General features: G+C 73.0%; 17 protein-coding genes. 8 read left to right on the forward strand and 9 right to left on the reverse strand.

From position 1 onward, the window contains the following. Window positions 1-14: 14 nt before the first annotated feature. Together AQJ54_RS22210 and AQJ54_RS22215 are read right to left on the reverse strand one after the other, a co-directional pair. Window positions 15-3239, reverse strand: coding sequence for a cytochrome P450 (locus AQJ54_RS22210; protein ID WP_079069965.1), 3225 nt, complete (start codon window positions 3237-3239; stop codon window positions 15-17). 239 nt (window positions 3240-3478) lie between these two features. Further along, complete coding sequence (locus AQJ54_RS22215; protein WP_484419719.1) at window positions 3479-4153, reverse strand: lytic polysaccharide monooxygenase auxiliary activity family 9 protein; 675 nt, start codon at window positions 4151-4153, stop codon at window positions 3479-3481. A gap of 325 nt (window positions 4154-4478) precedes the next feature. Here AQJ54_RS22215 and AQJ54_RS22220 point away from each other — a divergent pair, with 325 nt between their 5' ends. After that, the gene (locus tag AQJ54_RS22220) at window positions 4479-5066 is read left to right on the forward strand and encodes a PAS domain S-box protein (RefSeq protein ID WP_062240514.1); all 588 of its coding nucleotides are present in this window, start codon (window positions 4479-4481) and stop codon (window positions 5064-5066) included. On the opposite strand, the gene AQJ54_RS22225 is transcribed toward AQJ54_RS22220, so the two are convergent. Then, the gene (locus tag AQJ54_RS22225; protein WP_062240073.1) at window positions 5009-5674 is read right to left on the reverse strand and encodes a TetR/AcrR family transcriptional regulator; all 666 of its coding nucleotides are present in this window, start codon (window positions 5672-5674) and stop codon (window positions 5009-5011) included. The genes AQJ54_RS22220 and AQJ54_RS22225 overlap by 58 nt on opposite strands. A gap of 122 nt (window positions 5675-5796) precedes the next feature. Between AQJ54_RS22225 and AQJ54_RS22230 the strand changes: the two genes are divergently transcribed. After that, window positions 5797-6543: an SDR family NAD(P)-dependent oxidoreductase gene (locus AQJ54_RS22230; RefSeq protein WP_062240076.1), complete on the forward strand. Its 747-nt coding sequence runs from the start codon at window positions 5797-5799 to the stop codon at window positions 6541-6543. A gap of 125 nt (window positions 6544-6668) precedes the next feature. Next, a complete protein-coding gene (locus AQJ54_RS22235; RefSeq protein WP_062240078.1) occupies window positions 6669-7022 on the forward strand; it encodes a nuclear transport factor 2 family protein in 354 nt (117 codons plus the stop codon). 89 nt (window positions 7023-7111) lie between these two features. Here the strand turns inward: AQJ54_RS22235 and AQJ54_RS22240 are convergent, their stop codons facing one another. Together AQJ54_RS22240 and AQJ54_RS22245 are read right to left on the reverse strand one after the other, a co-directional pair. Continuing rightward, window positions 7112-8011: a DUF3626 domain-containing protein gene (locus AQJ54_RS22240; protein WP_062240081.1), complete on the reverse strand. Its 900-nt coding sequence runs from the start codon at window positions 8009-8011 to the stop codon at window positions 7112-7114. A 68-nt stretch (window positions 8012-8079) separates the two neighbouring features. Then, entirely contained in the window at window positions 8080-9087 is a 1008-nt protein-coding gene (locus AQJ54_RS22245; RefSeq protein ID WP_062020453.1) for a quinone oxidoreductase family protein, read from the reverse strand. 218 nt (window positions 9088-9305) lie between these two features. Between AQJ54_RS22245 and AQJ54_RS22250 the strand changes: the two genes are divergently transcribed. From AQJ54_RS22250 to AQJ54_RS22265, 4 genes are all read left to right on the forward strand, one after another. Further along, complete coding sequence (locus AQJ54_RS22250) at window positions 9306-9887, forward strand: CGNR zinc finger domain-containing protein (protein ID WP_062240084.1); 582 nt, start codon at window positions 9306-9308, stop codon at window positions 9885-9887. 142 nt (window positions 9888-10029) lie between these two features. Continuing rightward, window positions 10030-11307 carry an FUSC family protein gene (locus tag AQJ54_RS22255; protein WP_062240087.1) on the forward strand — a complete coding sequence of 426 codons (1278 nt, stop codon included), beginning with the start codon at window positions 10030-10032 and terminating at the stop codon, window positions 11305-11307. Window positions 11308-11334: 27 nt separating this feature from the next. After that, the gene (locus AQJ54_RS22260; protein ID WP_062240089.1) at window positions 11335-12357 is read left to right on the forward strand and encodes a hypothetical protein; all 1023 of its coding nucleotides are present in this window, start codon (window positions 11335-11337) and stop codon (window positions 12355-12357) included. Between the two features lie 92 nt (window positions 12358-12449). Next, window positions 12450-13676 carry a lactonase family protein gene (locus AQJ54_RS22265; RefSeq protein ID WP_062240092.1) on the forward strand — a complete coding sequence of 409 codons (1227 nt, stop codon included), beginning with the start codon at window positions 12450-12452 and terminating at the stop codon, window positions 13674-13676. Here the strand turns inward: AQJ54_RS22265 and AQJ54_RS22270 are convergent. Then, window positions 13644-14369: a DUF2470 domain-containing protein gene (locus tag AQJ54_RS22270; protein ID WP_062020464.1), complete on the reverse strand. Its 726-nt coding sequence runs from the start codon at window positions 14367-14369 to the stop codon at window positions 13644-13646. The two genes, AQJ54_RS22265 and AQJ54_RS22270, sit on opposite strands and share 33 nt — an antisense overlap. A gap of 77 nt (window positions 14370-14446) precedes the next feature. After that, window positions 14447-15055, reverse strand: coding sequence for a TetR/AcrR family transcriptional regulator (locus AQJ54_RS22275; RefSeq protein WP_062240095.1), 609 nt, complete (start codon window positions 15053-15055; stop codon window positions 14447-14449). A 107-nt stretch (window positions 15056-15162) separates the two neighbouring features. Here AQJ54_RS22275 and AQJ54_RS22280 point away from each other — a divergent pair, with 107 nt between their 5' ends. Further along, on the forward strand, window positions 15163-16671 hold the full coding sequence (locus AQJ54_RS22280; protein ID WP_062240098.1) for a cytochrome P450: 1509 nt from the start codon (window positions 15163-15165) through the stop codon (window positions 16669-16671). Here the strand turns inward: AQJ54_RS22280 and AQJ54_RS22285 are convergent. Both AQJ54_RS22285 and AQJ54_RS22290 read right to left on the reverse strand, forming a co-directional pair. After that, window positions 16639-17448, reverse strand: a complete 810-nt coding sequence (locus AQJ54_RS22285) for a pentapeptide repeat-containing protein (protein ID WP_391226246.1) — start codon at window positions 17446-17448, stop codon at window positions 16639-16641. The two genes, AQJ54_RS22280 and AQJ54_RS22285, sit on opposite strands and share 33 nt — an antisense overlap. Window positions 17449-17492: 44 nt before the next feature. Then, window positions 17493-18098, reverse strand: a complete 606-nt coding sequence (locus AQJ54_RS22290) for an FxLYD domain-containing protein (RefSeq protein ID WP_062240103.1) — start codon at window positions 18096-18098, stop codon at window positions 17493-17495. Between the last annotated feature and the right edge of the window lie 54 nt (window positions 18099-18152).

The raw sequence follows: 18152 nt of genomic DNA on the forward strand, positions 1-18152 counted from the left end.
TTCCGCCCCTTCCGTCACCCGGCGGCGTACACGTCCTCGACGTACCGCCCGTCCCGCACCAGACCGTCCAGCCACCGCTCGGCGGCCGACTCGTCGGCGTGCGGCGTGTGCTCCCGGAACAGGGTACGCAGCGCGTGCCGCACCCCGGGAGCCATTCGTGATCCGTCTCCGCAGACGTACACACGCGCACCGGCCAGCAGGAGTTCCCACACCTCGGCCGACTCGGCGGCGATGCGGTGCTGCACGTAGCCGCTGCCGGGCACCGCGCTGAACGCCGGGCGCAGCCGTACGGCCCCGACGGCCTCGGCGGAGCGCAGTTCGTCGGCGTGCAGGAAGTCGGCGTCCGGGGCGTCGCAGCCGAAGTAGCAGAGCGTGGGCGGGAGTTGCTCGCCCCGGCCGAGGGCGGCGACGCGGTCGGCGACCGCCCCGCGGAACGGGGCGAGGCCGGTGCCCGCCGAGATCATGACGACGGGGGCGGAGTGGTCGACGCGGAAGGCGTCCCGGCAGGGCTGGATCCGGGCGAGGACGGTGTCGCCGGGCTGGACGTCGGCGAGGTATCCGGATCCGATGCCTCGGTGGGTGCCGTTGCCGGAGCGTGCGGGGGCTTCCAGCAGGGAGACCATCAGGTCGATGTGATCCGGGTCGGTCTGCGGCGAGGAGGAGACGGAGTACTGGCGCGGGCGCAGCGGCGTCAGCAGGTCGAGCAGGGCCGGCCAGTCGAGGGCGCCGCGCAGTGCGGGGTGCGCCTCGAACAGCTCCACGAGGGTGCGCGGGTCGTCGGTGAGGGCGGCGAGCCGCGCCCGCTCGGGCGGGCAGGGGTTGGCCGCGGCCAGGGCGGCGATCTGCTCGGCGGTGGGCCGCTGCCGCAACTCGACGTGGTGGGTGAGCAGTTGGCGCACGGTGAGGGGCCGGTCGAGGGCGAGTCCGTCGCGGCGCGGACGGGTGGGGCGGATGTCGAGAACGGCGTCCAGGTCGGCGCCGAACGCGTCGGCGGCCCGCTCGACGAGCGCCTTGTCGTTGACCGGGAGCACGATGACGTGGTCGCCGGTGCGGTAGGTGGTACCGGACGGCAGGGCCAGCCGTACGAACCGCTTGAGGCGGGGGTGGCCGGGGGCGGTGAGGTCGTGGGCCTCGGTGACGGTCATCGGGACCAGGGCGTGGCGTGCGGCGAGGGCGTCGAGGGGGCCGCCGGTCAGGGTGCGGACCTCGTAGGCGGCGGTCGGTTCGGCGTCGGCTGCCGTGGTGTCCGGGTCGCCGTGGGACTCCAGGAGCGCGGTGCGCAGACCGGCGGTGAAGGTGCGGACCGTGCCGGTCAGGTCGCCGGAGGCGTCACCCGCGGCGCGGTCCAGGAGGCGCCGGCCGCCCAGCTCGGCGAGCCGCTCGTCGATCCGGGTCGGGAAGTGCTGGTAGGTGGCGGCCCAGTTGCGGTCGCCGACGCCGAGGACGGCGTACGCGACGCCCGTCAGGTCGTGGGTGCCGTCCAGCCACCTCGCGAACTCCCGTGCGTCGTCGGTGGGTTGGCCGTTGTAGGAGGCGGCGGTGATGACGACCGGGCGGTCGGTGGGCAGGCCGTGCGCATAGGCGTCCAGGGGAGCGACCTCGGTGTCGCAGCCCAGGGCGGCGGCCTCGTCGGCGAGCCCGGCGGCGAAGTCGCGGCAGGTGCCGTAGTTGCTGCCGTGCAGGAACAGGGCGCGGGTGCCGGGCAGCACCCGGGAGGGCAGGGCGGTGTCGGCGGCAGGGGTGGCCGCGGTCCGTGGGGCCGCTCCGGGCAGCGGCGCGTGGGCGCGGTCGGCCGGGGTGCGGGAGGTCAGCTTCAGGGTGAAGCCGTCCGGCTTGAGGGTGAGGGTCTCCTTCACCGTGAGCCGGTAGTCGGCGTGGTCGTGCAGGCGGTAGCGGTGCACGAGGAGGGCCAGCAGCATGGTCGCCTCGTGGAGGGCGAACTGCCGTCCGATGCAGGCCCGTTCACCGGTGCCGAAGGGCTTGAAGGCGTGCGGGGAGCGGGCCGCCTCGGCCTGCGGCGTGAAGCGGGAGGGGTCGAACAGCTCGGGGTTGTCGCCCCACACGGGCTGCCGGTGCAGCATCGGCGCGATGACGGTGAGGGACTGTCCGGCGCGCAGCGGGATCCGGCCGCCGAGGAGGGTGTCCTCGCGGGCCTGGCGGCTGAAGGCGGCGGCCGTCGGCCACAGCCGCAGCGCCTCGTTGAGGACCTGCCGGGTGTACGTGAGCCGTCCGACCTCGTCGAAGGTCGGCTCCGGGTCGGGGGTGTCGCCCCACAGTTCGTCGGCCTCGCGCCGCACGAGGTCGAGCACGGCCGGGTGCTTCGCCAGGTAGTACATCGCGAAGGACATCGCGCCGGAGGTCGTCTCGTGCCCGGCGATCAGGAAGGTGATGACCTGGTTGCGGATGTTGGTGGTGTCGAGGGTGGTCCCGTCGGCGGGGTGCGGGGCGCTGAGCATGAGCCCGAGGAGGTCCTCCGTTCCGGTGTCGCCGGAGGCCAGACGGGCGCTGATCACGTCGTCGACGACCTGCGCGAGGTGGTCGGCGTCGGCCTGGAAGGCCCTGTCCGCGGCCGAGTGGTCACTGCCCGGGGTGCGGGCGAGCCGGGTCATGGCCCACTCCAGGCAGCGCACCATGGACTCGACGAAGGGGTGCGGTTCGCTCCGCTCGAAGGAGCCGAAGTCGTAGCCGAACCCGGCGAGTCCGATGGTGTCGAGGGTCATCCGGGTCATGTCGTCGGCGATGTCCACGGGCCGGCCGTCCCGGGCGGCGCGGTCCCAGGCGCCGATCATCCGCTGCGCGACCCGCAGCATCACCGGGTGGTAGGTGCGCATCGAGCCCAGCGCGAAGGCGGGCATCAGGATGTCGTGCGCCTTGGCCCAGTTGGGTTCGTCGTTGTACGCGGTGAACAGCCCGTCCGCGGCGAACTCCCGGACGTTCTCCAGGGCGGGCCCGACGGCCTTGGCGAACCGGGTCTCGTCGGCGAGTTCGGTGACGAGGTCGAGGTCGGAGACGAAGGTGACGTCCCGCCCGTGCAGCCGCCGGACGAGCAGCGGGCCGTGCTCGCGCATCAGCCCCATGATCTGCTGGATCGGGGTGTGGCCGGGCCCGGTGGCCGAGATGTCGACGACGGGGAGTCCGGCGGGGGTGGTCTGCGCGGTGGAGGTGGTCTGCGCGGCGGGGGTGGTCTGCGCGGCGGGGGTGGTCTGCGCGGCGGGGGTGGTCTGCGCGGTGGGGGACATGGCGCGGCAACTGCCTTTCGCGGTACGGGAGTACTGCGATCCAGACTGGTCGACGGGGTCCGGGGGCCCGGCCCGGCGCACTACATGATCGTGTAGTCGAAAGCGTCCGACCAGGCTTGCGTGAGCCCACGGCGGCACTCCACGTCCGGGTCGGAGGTCAGGCGCGGCACGCGGGAAGCCCCGTCGGGGCAGGGCGGTCGGACGGGCCCCGCCCCGACGGGGCTGCGGTGCTGCGCGGCTCAGCCGAAGTTCACGTCACTGCACCACATGTACGCCTGGTCGAGGTGCGAGGCCTGCCAGATCACGAACAGGATGTGGTGTCCGGTATAGCCGGAGGTCCGGACGGGGAACGTGATGTTCTGCGCCGGGGCGAAGCGCCCGGTCTGCGTGATGAAGTCGAGGTTGCCCCAGCCCAGGGTCTGGGTCTTGGGGTCGAAGCCCTGCTTGCTCACGTAGACCTTGAAGTAGTCGGCGCCGTGGGACGCCTGGTCGTACAGCTGGACCGAGAAGTTGTTGCCGATGGTGGTGGTCCTCCACGGTCCCGGCTTGTCCAGACTGGCGTTCCTGGAGAGGTTGTTGCTGCAGAGCGTCCCGTCGGGGGTCCGCGCCTGGAACTGGCCGCCGAGGCCGTCGCGGAGCGCGCTCATCCAGTTCCACATGGTGTCGGCGTTGGCCTGGAAGGCCTGCCAGCACATGGGGTCCTGGGTCTGCATGGCCGGGTTCATGTGGTCGCTGCCCCATGTCTTCCAGCACTGGTACGCGCGGGTGGCGGGGCTGACGACCGTGCCGTGGGCCTGGGCGGGGGACGACCAGGTGAGGGCGCCGACCACCACGGCGAACAGCATGACGAGCACCTGGAGAGGCCGGCGGAGGGACGCTCGCGAAGGCCTGGCCAACGGACTCTTCTTGCGCATGTGGGGGGACTCCTTCCAGTTGCGAGGCTGTGATGGGAGCGCTCCCAACCTCGGGTCTTCCGAGCGAGATGTCAATGCAGCGAACAGAGTTGATGACCGGGGTGGGTGGAGAACAGGACATCTTCCGTGAGAGGAGAGCAGACGACGAGCCAACAGTTGAGCCGTGCGCCCTCTGAGCTGGATGTTCGATAGTCGATCGCACTCCATGATGGAGTGGGGCACGTACGCGCCCGGCGCTCGCGCGCAGCGGTTGGAGGTGGTGGTGGACCGGTCTCGTCCGGAGCGGTCCCACCCTGAGGCGGTGGTCTGGCGCAACCGCGCCCTCATGCTCTTCGACCGGGTCTCGGTGCCGGTCGCGGTGTGCGACGTGTACGGCTCCGTCCTGCTCGCCAATCCCGCGATGGCCACGGAGTGCGGCACGACACCGGGGCGGCTGCGGGGCAGGGACGTGCTGGAGTTGTTCCGGCCGCAGGAGGCGACCCAGGTGGAGCGGATCGCCGAGGCGCTGCGGCTGCGGCACCGCTCGCGCTACCAGGTGTCGGTGTGCTGGCGGGCACCGGGAGGCGGTGAGCGGTTCGGCGAGCTCACGGCCGACCCGGTGAGCGACAGCGTGAAGGAGACGCCGTCGCTGCTGGTGATGCTGCGGGTCGAGGGCGAGCGGGAGCACTCCCCCGCCGCCGAGCCGGTCCGCGTCACCCCGGTCGAAGCCCGCGTCCTGGCCCTGCTCGCGACCGGCGCCACGACGGCGCACGCGGCCCGGGAGACGGGACTGACGGTGGACGGGGTCAACTACCACCTGCGGCGGCTGTCGGCGCGGTGGGGCACGGCGAACCGTACGGAGCTGGTGGCGCGGGCCTACGCGCTCGGGGTGCTCACGGCCGGCGTCTGGCCACCGTCGGTCTCCGGCGAGTAGGCCGCGCCGGTCGCTCCGCGCCGGGGTACCGCCCGCAGGGCGATGTCGACGGTGGCGTGGAGGGCCGCTCGGGTCGCGCCGGCGGCCGCGTGCACGGCGTTGCCTTCGCTGACGACCATGACGTAGCGGGCGAGTGCGTGCGGGTCGGTGTCCTCGGGCAGGTCGCCCTCCTCGACGGCGCGGGCCAGGCGCTGCGCGAGGGCGTGCTCCCCGGCGAGGCGGCTGTCGGCCAGGAACCGGGCGATGCGGCCGCTTTCGCCGCCCTCGGCCAGGCCGCCCTGTACGGACAGGCATCCCGAGGGGCGGTCGGGGCGGGTCAGTGCCTCCACGTTGGCGCGGAGGAAGGACGCGATGACCGCGTAGGCCGTCGGCTCCGCGAGAGCCTCGCGGGCGTAGGCCATGTCGGCCTCGGCGTAGCGGGCGACGGCGCGGTGGAAGAGCTCCTCCTTGTTGCCGAACGCCGCGTACATGCTCGGGCGGTTGATGCCCATCGCCTCGGTGAGGTCGGCGAGCGACGCGCCCTCGTAGCCCTGGCGCCAGAAGACCTCCACCGCACGGTCGAGTGCGGCCTCCGCGTCGAAGCCCCGGGGTCTGCCGCGTACCGCCATGACGCCCTCCTGTGTCGGTCCCCGAAATTTTAACCGAGCGGTACGGAATAGCGTTCCCGACGCTGCGGTTCTCCCTGGCGAACGACTTGAGTACCGAACGGTACAGAAAAGGAGAGCCCCTCATGGGACAGCTCGACGGCAGGACCGCCCTCGTCACCGGTGCCACCTCCGGCATCGGCCTGGCCGCCGCACGGCGGCTGGCGGCGGAAGGAGCCCACGTCTTCCTCACCGGCCGCCGGAAGGAGGCGCTCGACGAGGCGGTGGCCTCCATCGGCGACCGCGCCACAGGAGTACGAGCCGATGTCTCGGACCTCGACGACCTCGACCGCCTCTTTCTCCGGATCCAGCAGCACGGCAGCCTCGACATCGTCTTCGCCAACGCGGGCGGCGGACAGTTCGCGGCCCTGCCCGACATCACCTGGGAGCACTACGCCGACACCTTCAACACCAATGTCGCGGGCACCCTGTTCACCGTCCAGAAGGCGCTACCGCTGCTCAACCCGGGCGCCTCGATCATCCTGACCGGCTCCAACATCGACACCAAGGGCGCCGCCTCCTTCAGCGTCTACGCCGCGACCAAGGCCGCGCTCCGCTCCCTGACCCGCAGTTGGGCGGCGGAACTCGTCACCCGCGGCATCCGCGTCAACAGCATCGCGCCCGGCCCGGTCGAGACGCCCGGCCTCAGCGGTCTCGCGGGCGGCCCCGAGGCGGCCGAACAGCTGCTCCAGGGCCTGGCCGCCGGAGTCCCCATGCAGCGTCTCGGCCGCCCGGAGGAGATCGCCGAGACGGTTCTCTTCCTCGCCGGCGACGCCAGCAGCTTCATGACCGGTGCCGAGATATACGTCGACGGCGGCGCAAGCCAGATCTGACCGCCCACCACCCCAACCGACCGTCCCCCGCCTCGCATCTGACACCGACGCACCCCGGGGCGGCCTGCCGAGTTCTGCCGAGCCGGCCGGTCGCCCCGGTCGTCCCGCACACCCTGGAGGGAATCATGAGCGACGTGACCGACCTGCTCGCGGCCAACCTGCACGAGGTCTTCGGCAACCGCGACGCCGAGAGCCGCCGCGCGGCCATCGACCGCATCTACACCGAGGACGTCGTCTTCACCGACCCCGAGGCCACCACGACCGGCCGCGACGCCCTCGCGGACAAGGCCGCCGCCCTCCTCGCCGACGCCCCGGCCGACTTCGCGTTCACCGAGGACGGCCGACGCTACGCCGGCCCCGGCACCGGAGCACTCGCCTGGGCCTTCGGTCCGCCCGACGCGCCCGCCGTCCGCGGGATCGACGTCATCACCGTCCGCGAAGGAAGGATCGCCGCCGTCACGACGATGTTCACCGCCTGACCATGGTGACGGTGTGCCGGAACCCGCACCCGAGCCGTCACCCGACACCGGCGACAGAGGCCCCGTCGCCGCAACTGCCTCTACGGCGTCTACGGCGTCCCGGCGACCTGCGTCGAGCGAGCCGCCCCCGCGGCCACCCCCGAAAAGGCGGTGCCCGCCCCCTCCGGCGCCCCGAAGCGGGCCAGGGTGTGCCACACCATCTTCAGGTGCTGGAGTTCGTGGCGGCCCGTGCGGGCGGCGTCGCCGATGATCCGCGAGTCGACCAGCCCGTCCTCGGCGATGCTCGCGCCCAGGTCGGCGTACTCCTGGCCGCGGTAGTCGGCGTGGTCGTGGAGCGCGGCGACGGTGAGGCGGTAGCCGGGGTGCCACTCGACGGGGACGGGCAGCAGGCGGGCGGCGTCCTCGACGGGGGTGCCGCGGTAGCTCGCGTCCAGGACCAGGGCCTCCACATGACGGGCCAGATCGACCCCGCCGTGCACCTGGGCCTCGATGTAGTCGTTGAGGGGGTCCTGCTCGTCGGCCTGCGCGAGGGCGATCAGGGACATGCCGGCGGCGACGCCGAAGTGGACCGGTTCGGCGGCGCTGTCGGGATAGCAGAAGGTGGCCCGTGCGAGGGTCTCGCCGGTCAGCCGGAAGTGCGAGGAGCCGAACCGCGGGGCCGCGCCGACCACTTGACGCCGGAAGTTCAGCGCACCGTACACGGGTCGTTCGTGCGCGGCGGCGTCGTCGTAGGCCCCGCCGAAGATCCGGCTCTCCCAGCGCCAGCGGTCGCCGCCGGGGTGCGCGGTCAGCCCGCCGTTGCTGGTGCCGGTGACGAACTGCGAGTGGTACACGCCGTCCTGGGCCAGCGCCTCCAGCAGGGGCAGCCCGCGTGCGAGCCGGTCCGGGTGGAAGTTCAGCGTGATGCGCACGTCCGGGGCGACGGCCGGTCCTTGCGAGAGGGCCGCCACATGGTTCAGGGCCGCCCGGGCCGACCTCGCTGGACTCACGGTTCCCCTCCTCGACGACTCCTCGACGACCTACTGGATGATCACCCGAGGAGGCGGAGGCCCGCACCTCATTTGACCGACTCCGGGGCGACCGACAGCACGATCTTGCCGCGGTTGTCGCGCCGCTCCAGCCGTTCGTGGGCGGTCCGCGCCTCCTGAAGGGGTACGACGGTCTCGACCGGTACCCGAAAGGCGCCGGCCGCGACCCGCTCGGCGATCTCCCGCAGGTCGGGACGCGGGTCGTAGCCGTGGACCTGGAGGTCGGTGAGCTGGAAGCCGAGGATCGAGGCGTTCTTGGGATAGAAGTCGCGGGTGTCCACGGTGCTGGGCTCCAGGGCCACGTTGGCGAGGGCGACGACCCGGCCGGCGTGTCCCACCTCGCGCAGGCTGCGCCCGAAAGCCGGCCCGCCGACCGTGTCGAGGACCACGTCGGCCCCGCGCCCCTCGGTGAGCCGCAGCACCTCCTCGACCTCGGCGTCGTCGGGGTGGGCGGAGGTGTCGACGGTGACGTCGGCGCCGAACTCCCCCGCCCAGGCGGCCTTCTCGGCCGAGCCGGCCAGGGCGAGCACCCGCGCCCCCGCCTCGGCGGCGATCTGCACGGCCGCGGTACCGACTCCGCTCGCCGCCGCCTTCACCACCACGGTGTCCCCCTTGGAGACCCGGGCGAGATGCCGCACGCAGTACCAGGCGCTGAGCCAGGCGATCGGCAGGGCGGCGGCCCGGGTCAGGTCCACGCCGTCCGGGAGCACCACCACGTTGTCGGCGGACACCGTGGCCAACTCGGCGTAGAAGCCGGACGACCTGCCGCCGTCCAGGGCCACGACCCGCTGCCCCGGGGCGAGTTCCGCTACGCCCTCCCCCACCGCGACGACGACACCCGCCGCCTCCGCGCCCGGGATCAGGGGCGGTTGCCCGGCACGGTGGTAACGGCCGGACCGCAGCAGGGCGTCCGCCCGGTTCACGCCCGCCGCGACGATCCGCACCAGCACCTCACCGGGACCCGGCTCCGGGTCGGGCACCTCCACCGGCACCAGGACCTCCGGTCCGCCGAACCTGTCGATCCGCACCGCACGCATACCGCACCCGCTCTCTCCCGCAGCCGCACCCGGACGACTGACACCAGTTGAACTGGTGTCACCCTCCGACACCGCATCAACCGGTGTCAAGAGGGGGCGGCCGGCACATCCGACGGCCCGGCATCCGACGGCCGTGCATCAAACGGCCCGACATCCGACGGCCGGACACCCCGCCGCCCCGCATCCGACACCCCATGAACCGGTGTACGCTCGACGGCATGACCGGCAGCCCCGCCCCCGCCGACCCGGCGCTCGCCTTCCCGTTCATCGGCGGGCGCCCCTGCCTGGACTTCGTCGCGACCCTCGGCAGACGGCACGCCACCCCGCTGGAGCGGATCCCCGACCCCGCGGCCCTCGCCCGCTGGTTCGCGGAGGCGGAGCTGGCCGCCGGTGCGGAGCCGGTGCGGGTGAGCGCGCGTGACCTGGCCGACGCCCGCTCGCTGCGGGAGGCGGTGTACGGGCTGCTCCGCGCCGCGATGGCGGGAGCCGAGCCGGACCCGGCCGATGTGTCACGGGTCAACGCGGTCGCCGCCCAGCCGGATCTCGCACCGCAGCTGGGCGCCGCCCGCTGGACGGCACGCGGCCCGGCACGCGCGGCTCTCGCCACGGTGGCCCGGGACGCCGTGCTCCTGGTGCGGGGGCCGCTCCTGGAGCGGGTCAAGGAGTGCGAGAACCCGGACTGCTCCCTGCTGTTCCTGGACGACTCGCAGGCCAGGCGGCGCCGTTGGTGTTCGATGGACCGTTGCGGGAACCTGGCGAAGATCGCGGGATACCGAGCGCGGAGCCGCGTCACACGCTGAAGCCCCCGGACACGGCGTGTCCGCCGTCACCGCCCGGGCCCCTTGCCGCGACAAGCCCGAGCCCGCACGCTTGGGCAGCTCGCGGACCAGATGGTCCGCGGCGATGTGTGGACGCTTCTGCGAAACGGGAACAGACCAGAGCATGCAAGGTGTACGTGAGTGGACGGCGCGTCTCGTGGCCTGGGCGAGGCGGCGCCGGGACCCCGTGGTGGTGCAGACCCTGCGATCGGCGGCCGCGGCCACGATCGCGTACGTCATCGCACTGCGGCTCAGTCCCGAGGCGGCCCCGCTCACCGCACCGCTGACCGCGCTGCTCGTCGTGCAGGTCACCCTCTACTCCACGCTCACCACCGGTGTCCGCCGGGTGAACTCGGTGGTGACGGGCGTCCTCGTCGCCATCGCCTTCAGTCTGCTGGTGGGGCTGACCTGGTGGAGCCTGGGCCTGCTGATCGTGGCGTCGCTGGTGGTCGGACGGCTGGTGCGGGTCGAGGAGTTCGTGCCCGAGGTGGCGATCAGCGCCATGCTGGTGCTCGGCGTGACCACCGTCGGGGACACCGCCTGGGCGCGGGTGCTGGAGACGCTGATCGGCGCGGTCGTCGGGCTCGCCTGCAATCTGCTGCTCGCTCCCCCGGTGTGGGTGGACGAGGCCGGCGAGTCGATCGAGGGACTGGCCCGCCGGGTGCGCAAGCTGATGCTGCGGATGGGTGAGGAGGCCGCGGGCCGGCCGCCGGTGGAGCTGGCGACGGCCCGGTTGTACGAGGCGCGCGAGCTGGACCACGACATCGTCGAGGTGGACGCCGCGCTCCGGCAGGCCGAGGACAGTCTCAAGCTCAATCCCAGGGTGAAGGAGGGCCTGCTGCACCGGGTGGTGCTGCGCACCGGTCTGGACACCCTGGAGATCTGCACGGTCGTGCTGCGGGTTCTCGCCCGCACCCTGACCGACCTCGCCAAGGAACGCGACCCCTTCGCCGAGGATCCGGGCCTGCTCGACAGGGACCAGGATCCCGAGCCGCTGTTCGGCCCGGAGACCGGGCGCACGGTGGAGCAGCTGCTGTCCGAGATCGGGGACGCCGTGGTCAGCTTCGCCGTCCTGGTCACCACCCACGTCAGCGTGAGCGCCGAGTCCGCGGAGGGCCGTCTCACCGCCGAGCTGCGGCAGGCCTCCGCGACCCGGGACAAGCTCGCCCAGCTGCTCCTGGAGGGGATCCAGCGCGACTCCCGGCACTGGCAGCTGCACGGCGCCGTCCTGACGGAGGTCAACCGCATCCTCGACGAGCTGGACACCGAGCACCGCTCTCGCCGTCTGCTGGAGGAGCTGGACCGGGCCGCGCGCGAGCAGCGGGAGCGGATGCCGCATCTGACCCGGTTGCAGGAGAGCTGGCGCCGGAACCGCCGGGCACTCGCCCGTCGTTCTAGGTGAGACAGGCACAGCGATCAAGGGGGGCCGATGGGCGACACGGGTGTGCGGATCGACGGGAACACGCTGCGGTTGCCGGGCGGTGCGGCGGTGCGGTTCATCCGCACCCTGCGGCTGCCCGAGACGGGCACGCATCCGCTGCCGCCGGGGCTCGGCGAGTTCCCGGTGCGCCGGGTCTCGGACTACCCCGACACCGTGCCGGAGCAGTGGCGGGCGCGCGGCGGGGTGATGCTGCCCGTGTATCTGCGCGAGGCGATGTGGCTGAGCTTCGGCGGCACCCTCGAGCCGGCCGCCCTCCAGGTGGGGGTGGGCAAGGTGTGCGCGGTCTCCGGCAAGCCGTGGAGCGACCGCCTCGCCCGCGACCCGCAGAACTACGTGGTGCTGCCTCGTCAGCCCTGGCTGGACGGCATCAACTCCGGCAAGGGGACGGTCCGCCAGTTCGTGGCGGTGCCGCTCGGCCACGGCGCGACCGTCGAGGGGCAGGTCACGGGCGAGGAGGTCTGGGGCGGTGTGCAGCTCCAGTCCTACGCGCTGAAGAAGGAGCGGCTGGCCGAGTGGCGTGAGACGCAGCAGCAGATGCGGTCGGCGAGCGGACCCGCCGGGGGCTACGGCGCCGCCGCGCCCATGGCCATGGCGGCGCCCGCGGCTCCGGCGGCGGCGCCCCGCAGGGCCTCGGCGATGGGACTCGGCGTCGGCGGCTCGATGCGCCAGGAGGTCTACCGCGACGAACGGCCCCTGTCGGACTGGGCCGGCACCCCGGCGGGCCGGGTGTTCGTGCACCTGGTGACCCCGCCGGAGTGGCGCCGTATCACCGGCGAGGCTCCCCCGCCGTCCCCGGTGGACCGCGCGGCTTACACCAGGGCCGGGTTGCCCTGGTTCGACTACTACGACCAGGACGCGCAGGACCTCGCCCCGACGGACGCCCTGGAAGGGGTGAAGCCGGTCGGGGACTGGCTCGGCGACGATCACGAGCCGTGGCAGCCGCCGACGTCCACGCAGGTCAAGCCGCTGGGCGACGCGCCGGGCAAGCCGGTGGAGGACGGCGACTGGTAGCGGCCCGTCTGCCTCGGGTTGCACCGGCCGGGTGATCCGGGCGAAGGTGGCTGTTCAGGTCAGGAACGGTCGATCACCCGGAGTGCGCACGGATGGGCAGGACGAACGGCTGCTGGAGCAGGCGCCGGTTCGTCGGCGCCCTCGCGGGAGCGGCTTCGGGCCTCACGGCCTGCGCGTCGCCCTCCGGATCGTCGGCAGAGTCGGCTCCCCGGGAGACACCGGCGAGTTCCCGAGCGTCCCGGTCACCGGTTCCGAAGGGCACGCCCTCACCCGCCACGTCCGCTCCGGCCGGCCCCCGCCCCCTCTACCTAGGCACCTACACCACCGTGGAGGGCGGCGGGCCCGGTGTCGGGGTGGCCCGCTACGACACCGACAGCGGCCGGATCACCGGCACCGGCGCGATCACCGGGCTCATCAACCCGTCCTACCTCGCCCTGCACCCCGACGGCCGCACGCTGTACGCGGTCGCCGAGCACGACGCCGGTGCCGTGACCGCCGTACGCCTGGCCGACCGCAAGGTGCTGGGGAGCCGGAGCTCGGGCGGGGCGGGGCCGTGCCATCTGTCGGTGGATCCGGGCGGGCGCTGGCTGCTGAGCGCGAACTACACCTCCGGCAGTGTCGCCGTGCATCCGATCGACTCCTCGGGCGCGCTCGGCGAGCGCCGGGAGACGGTGACGCACTCCCGTCCCGCGCCCGGTCCCGGCCAGGACGGGCCGCACGCCCACCAGTTCCTCACCGCTCCCGACGGCGGCCATGTGCTCGCCGTCGACCTGGGCACCGACACCGTCTACAGCTACCGCCTGAACGAGCGCACCGGCGCGCTCACCGAGGTCGCGCAGGCGCACACCCGGCCCGGTGCCGGGCCACGCCATCTGACCTTCCATCCCGGTGGCCGCTACGCCTATCTGGCCAACGAGTCCGACAACACGGTGGCGGTGTGCGGCTACGACATCCGCAGCGGCCGGCTGAGCATCGGGGCGGCGCAGTCCACCGGAACCGGACCGGGCACCAGCTACCCGGCGCAGTTCCTGGTCACGGCGAACGGTGCGTTCGCCTATCTCGCCAACCGCGGCGACAACAGCCTCACCCGGTACGCGGTGGAGGCGGACGGCGCCCGGCTGCGGCTGCTCGACACCGTGCCGGTGCACGGGGACTTCCCGCGGCACATCGCCTTCTCGCCGGACGGCTCGCTGCTCTTCGCGGCGAACCAGAGGTCGAGCACGGTCAGCGTCTTCCACGTGAACGCGGCCGACGGTGAACTGAGGCTCGCGGGAGAGCCGTTCGCCTCACCCGTCGCCGTCTGTGCGCTGCCGCTGTAGGGCTCGCGGGCAGGACGCGGCGCTCGCCTGGGTGAGCAGGACGTGCATGCGCTCCGTCAGCCGCGCCACGTCGTCGGCGGGCGCGTGGAAGGGCAGGCGTACGTCGCCGTGGGCGCGGGCGCGCTCGATGCGCAGGGTCAGTCCGTGCCGGTCCACGGCGAGGGGCTGGACGCGGACCGCGCCGTGCAGGCTGTCGGGGTCGACGAGCCGGGTGAGCCGTTCGACGGCGTCGGGGTGGCAGTCGGCGAGGTGGGTGAGCAGCCGGGCCTCGGCGGTGGCGAGCGGGTCGGGCGCGGCGGCGGCGAACTCGTCCAGGTCGACGACGACCGCGCCGGAGGGCCTGCGCAGCACCGCGCGGGTGGGCTCGAACCCCAGTTTGCCATCGGCGGGGACGAGCCGGCCGGCGATCCACAGCCGGGCGCGGATCCGGCTGCGCACCGGGACGGGGGCCACGTCGGCGAACTCCAGGACGGCGGACGGCTCGCCGCGGGGCGCGCAGATCGCGGCCGTCGCCAGGGTGCTGTCCTCGGGGACGTCCAGCGTCACCCGTCCGTCCTCGGTGACGGTGTGCGCGCCGACGAACTCCTCGCGGCCGCCTTCGGCGGTCACCGCGCAGGACCAGGCGGCGGCGAGCACCGACCGGGCGTGTTCGGCCGCGGACGGCGCGGCCGTCCAGGGTTGGCTGTCACCCATCCGTTCCTCCTTAGGTAAGGCTTGCCTAACCTATCGAAGATCGGAGAGTAAGCCAACCACGGACGCGTGAGATCCGGTCAGAGCGCGAGAACGCCGAGCAGGGCCCGTGCGCACAGATCGCGCAGCTGCTCACGGGAGAGGTCCGCGCCCCGCAGCCACTCCAGACAGACCGCCGTGGTGAAGGCCAGCCAGCCCCGGACGGCCAGCCGGAGATCGGGGCGCGCCTGCGCCGCAGGACCGAACTCCGGGTCGGCGGCCAGCGCGGCGAGGATCTGCCGCTCCTGTGCGGCCAGCGCCCGCTGATAGACCCGGCGCACCGCCTGGTCCCCCGCCGCGTCGGCGCGATGGAAGGCACGGAAGCCGTGCGCGTGGGCGTGGACGTACTCCAGATACGTGTCCAGGCCGGCGGAGAGCTGCTCGCGCACCGGGACGCCGGGCACGGCGGCGGTCATGGCCAGCATCCGCTCGCTCTCCCGCTCGACGACCGCGGCGAAGAAGTCCCGCTTGGTCGGGAAGTAGTGGTAGAGCAGCCCCCGCGAGACCCCGGCGATCTCGGCGACCTGCTCGATCCACACGTCGTCGTACGGGCTCTCGGAGAACAGCTTCGCGCCCACCGACAGGAGCTGCTCGCGGCGCTCCCCGGTGCTGAGCCTGCGGCGCGTGCGCTCGCCCTGCTTCCCGGCCATGCCCGCACTTTACTTGACGCCGGTTCAACAAGGAGACCAGACTGAGGCGCGTTATTGAACTCGCGTACAACGCGCTGAACTGCCGCTGGATCAAAGGAGATCTCGCCATGGCGGAGACGACGGCCACCGCCCCACAGCCGACGGGTTTCCGCAGTGCCGAGCTGGGCTGGCCCGAGCTGCGCCGCATTCCGCACCCCCCGCGCCGGCTCCCGCTGCTCGGCGACGTGCTGGGCGTCAACCGGGCCACACCGCTCCAGGACTCCCTGCGCTTCGCCCGCCAGTTGGGGCCGATCTACCGGCGCAAGGCCTTCAACCGGGAGTTCGTGTTCACCTGGGGCGCCGACCTGGTGGCGGACCTGGCGGACGAGTCACGGTTCGCCAAGCACGTGGGGCTCGGGGTCGCCAATCTGCGGCCGATCGCCGGGGACGGGTTGTTCACGGCGTACAACCACGAGCCGAACTGGCAACTGGCCCACGACGTGCTCGCTCCGGGCTTCAGCCGGGAGGCGATGGCGGCCTACCACCCGATGATGCTGGACGTGGCCGCACGGCTGACGGACCGCTGGGACCGCGAGCAGGCGGCGGGCCGCTCCGTGGACGTGCCCGGGGACATGACCAAGCTGACCCTGGAGACCATCGCCCGAACCGGGTTCGGCCATGACTTCGGCTCCTTCGAGCGGGACCGGCCGCATCCCTTCGTGACGGCGATGGTCGGCACGCTGACGTACGCGCAGCGGCTCAACTCGGTCCCCTTCCCGGCACTGTTGCGACGGGCCGCGCAGCGCAACGCGGCCGACATCGCCTACCTGAACCGCATGGTCGACGAACTGGTCCGCGCCCGGCGCGAAGCGAGCGGGGACGGTGACCTGCTGGACCGGATGCTGGAGACGGCCCACCCGGAGACGGGTGAGCGGCTGTCCCCGGAGAACGTCCGCCGGCAGGTCATCACCTTCCTGGTGGCCGGCCACGAGACCACCTCGGGCGCGCTCTCCTTCGCCCTGCACTACCTCTCCCGCCACCCCGAGGTCGCGGCACGCGCGCGGGCCGAGGTGGACCGGGTCTGGGGCGACGCGGAACGGCCGGGCTACGACCAGGTGGCGAAGCTGCGGTACGTGCGCCGGGTGCTGGACGAGTCGCTGCGGCTGTGGCCGACCGCACCCGCCTTCGCCCGGGAGGCCCTGGGGGACACCGTGCTGGCCGGGCGGTATCCGATGCGGCGCGGTGCCTGGACGCTGGTGCTCACCCCGATGCTCCAGCGCGACCCCGAGGTGTGGGGTGCCGACGCCGAACGGTTCGACCCGGACCGCTTCGACCCGAAGGCCGTACGGTCGCGCCCGGCGCATGTCTTCAAGCCCTTCGGCACCGGGGCGCGGGCCTGCATCGGGCGGCAGTTCGCGCTGCACGAGGCCACGCTGGTGCTCGGTCTACTGCTGCGCCGCTACGCACTGCGGGCCGACCCCGACTACCGGCTCACCGTGACCGAGCGGCTGACGCTGATGCCGGACGGGCTGCGGCTGCACCTGGAGCGACGGACCGCGGCCGCCACGGCGGCGGACACCGACGAACCGGCACCGGTGCCGGAGTCACGCTGTCCAGTGAGCGGGGCGGGTGACTGAGTCCGGGAGCCGGGTGCCGGAGCTGCCGCGGGCCGCGTTCAGCTGGGGCTGGGTGAGGAAGAAGGCGCCGGTCAGGTCCGCGTCCGTGAGGTCGGCGTCCCGCAGGTCGGCACCGATGAGGTCCGCGCCGCGCAGATCGGCTCCGGTGAGGTCGGCCGCGATGAGGTAGGCGCCGCGCAGTGTCGCCCCCCGTAGGTCGGCTCCCTTGAGGCGGGCGCCCATGAGGTCGGCGCCCCGGCGGTTCTTCTTCCTGCCCTTGGCACCGACCCCCGCTCGCACCAGCTCGCTGGTCCTGAGCAGCAGGGCGTTGACCTCCTCCCGGTGGGCGGGGACGTCCAGGGCCTCGAGCTCCTCGGCGGTCCCCCGGGTGAGGGCCTCGGTCCGCTCCCGCAGGCGGCGCAGGTCGGCGTGGACCGGACGGGCCGCGGGCAGGGTGAGCGCCTCCGTGAGGTACCAGAGCAGTTCGTGGAGCCGGCGCACCACGGGGAAGACGTCGAACATGCGGCGGGCGTCCTCGCGGGAGCCGGTACGCCAGTCCCGGCCGCCGAAAGTGACCTGCGAGACCTTCTGGCCGGCGCCGAAGCAGTCGTAGACGGTGCATCCGGTGAAGCCCTCGTCCCGCAGCCTGGCGTGGATGCCGCAGCGGTGGTCCTCCCGGAGGTTGGGACAGGGGGTGCCGGCCGGCTTGTCGCGCGCGAAGTCCGCGGAGGCGGTGAAGGGCAGGGCGACACAGCACAGTCCGAAGCAGCTTCCGCAGTCGCCGCGCAGCTCGATCATTTGTTCTTGCATCGCGGCCCAGCCTAGCGGGCGCCGGACAGGCCTCAGTAACGCTGCGCCTTCGCCAGCTTGGGGGTGAGCACCGGCTCTGCGGGCTTGCGGCTGACGGCGAGGGGCTGGGCCTTCTCCCCCGGCTTGAGGTCCTCGGCGCCGACGTACCGGGTCTCCACCGTCTTGCCCGAGGAGTCGAGGAAGTCGACCTGGACGGCGTAAGAGGCCGTCCTGTCGGTCTTGTTGGTGATGGTGACGACGACGGCGAGCAGGCCGCCGGTCGTGGAGCGGGGCTTGCCGGTCATGGTGACCTCGGACATCGCGTTGCCCTGTCCGTCGACCTTGGCGAGCTCGGTCCGGGCAGCCTCGTTGGCACGTTCCGTCTCCGCGGAGACGGAGGCCTCGAAGGAGGAGGCGGCCGCCGAGGCGGAGGCGGCCCGCTCGGAGGCCTTCGCCCGCACCGAGGCCTCCACGGACGCGAGCGCGGAGGCCGCGTTGCCGGAGAAGGACGCCGTGTCCGGGGCGGTGGGCGTCGCCGAGGAGCTCGACGAGTCCCCGGAGTCGTCGCCGCACGCCGCCAGGGCGAGCGTGCTCACGGCGGCAAGGGCCACGGCGAGGGCGGCGATCCGGGACCGTCCGTGGGGTGACGGTGTGCTCATCGGGTGACGTCCTCTCGACTCCGGCGTCGACTCCTGACCGAAAAGAACCTTATG

Source organism: Streptomyces griseorubiginosus (genome assembly GCF_001514195.1).
GTDB classification, from domain to species: domain Bacteria; phylum Actinomycetota; class Actinomycetes; order Streptomycetales; family Streptomycetaceae; genus Streptomyces; species Streptomyces griseorubiginosus.

Coding starts and splice junctions, on each gene's coding strand:
- AQJ54_RS22235 (WP_062240078.1), top strand. CDS start 6,669: ATGAGCGACGTGACCGACCTGCTCGCGGCCAACCTGCACGAGGTCTTC.
- AQJ54_RS22260 (WP_062240089.1), top strand. CDS start 11,335: ATGGGCGACACGGGTGTGCGGATCGACGGGAACACGCTGCGGTTGCCG.
- AQJ54_RS22245 (WP_062020453.1), bottom strand. CDS start 9,087: ATGCGTGCGGTGCGGATCGACAGGTTCGGCGGACCGGAGGTCCTGGTG.
- AQJ54_RS22255 (WP_062240087.1), top strand. CDS start 10,030: ATGCAAGGTGTACGTGAGTGGACGGCGCGTCTCGTGGCCTGGGCGAGG.
- AQJ54_RS22225 (WP_062240073.1), bottom strand. CDS start 5,674: ATGGCGGTACGCGGCAGACCCCGGGGCTTCGACGCGGAGGCCGCACTC.
- AQJ54_RS22215 (WP_484419719.1), bottom strand. CDS start 4,153: ATGCGCAAGAAGAGTCCGTTGGCCAGGCCTTCGCGAGCGTCCCTCCGC.
- AQJ54_RS22290 (WP_062240103.1), bottom strand. CDS start 18,098: ATGAGCACACCGTCACCCCACGGACGGTCCCGGATCGCCGCCCTCGCC.
- AQJ54_RS22270 (WP_062020464.1), bottom strand. CDS start 14,369: ATGGGTGACAGCCAACCCTGGACGGCCGCGCCGTCCGCGGCCGAACAC.
- AQJ54_RS22220 (WP_062240514.1), top strand. CDS start 4,479: ATGCTCTTCGACCGGGTCTCGGTGCCGGTCGCGGTGTGCGACGTGTAC.
- AQJ54_RS22210 (WP_079069965.1), bottom strand. CDS start 3,239: ATGTCCCCCACCGCGCAGACCACCCCCGCCGCGCAGACCACCCCCGCC.
- AQJ54_RS22250 (WP_062240084.1), top strand. CDS start 9,306: ATGACCGGCAGCCCCGCCCCCGCCGACCCGGCGCTCGCCTTCCCGTTC.
- AQJ54_RS22275 (WP_062240095.1), bottom strand. CDS start 15,055: ATGGCCGGGAAGCAGGGCGAGCGCACGCGCCGCAGGCTCAGCACCGGG.
- AQJ54_RS22285 (WP_391226246.1), bottom strand. CDS start 17,448: ATGATCGAGCTGCGCGGCGACTGCGGAAGCTGCTTCGGACTGTGCTGT.
- AQJ54_RS22230 (WP_062240076.1), top strand. CDS start 5,797: ATGGGACAGCTCGACGGCAGGACCGCCCTCGTCACCGGTGCCACCTCC.
- AQJ54_RS22265 (WP_062240092.1), top strand. CDS start 12,450: ATGGGCAGGACGAACGGCTGCTGGAGCAGGCGCCGGTTCGTCGGCGCC.
- AQJ54_RS22280 (WP_062240098.1), top strand. CDS start 15,163: ATGGCGGAGACGACGGCCACCGCCCCACAGCCGACGGGTTTCCGCAGT.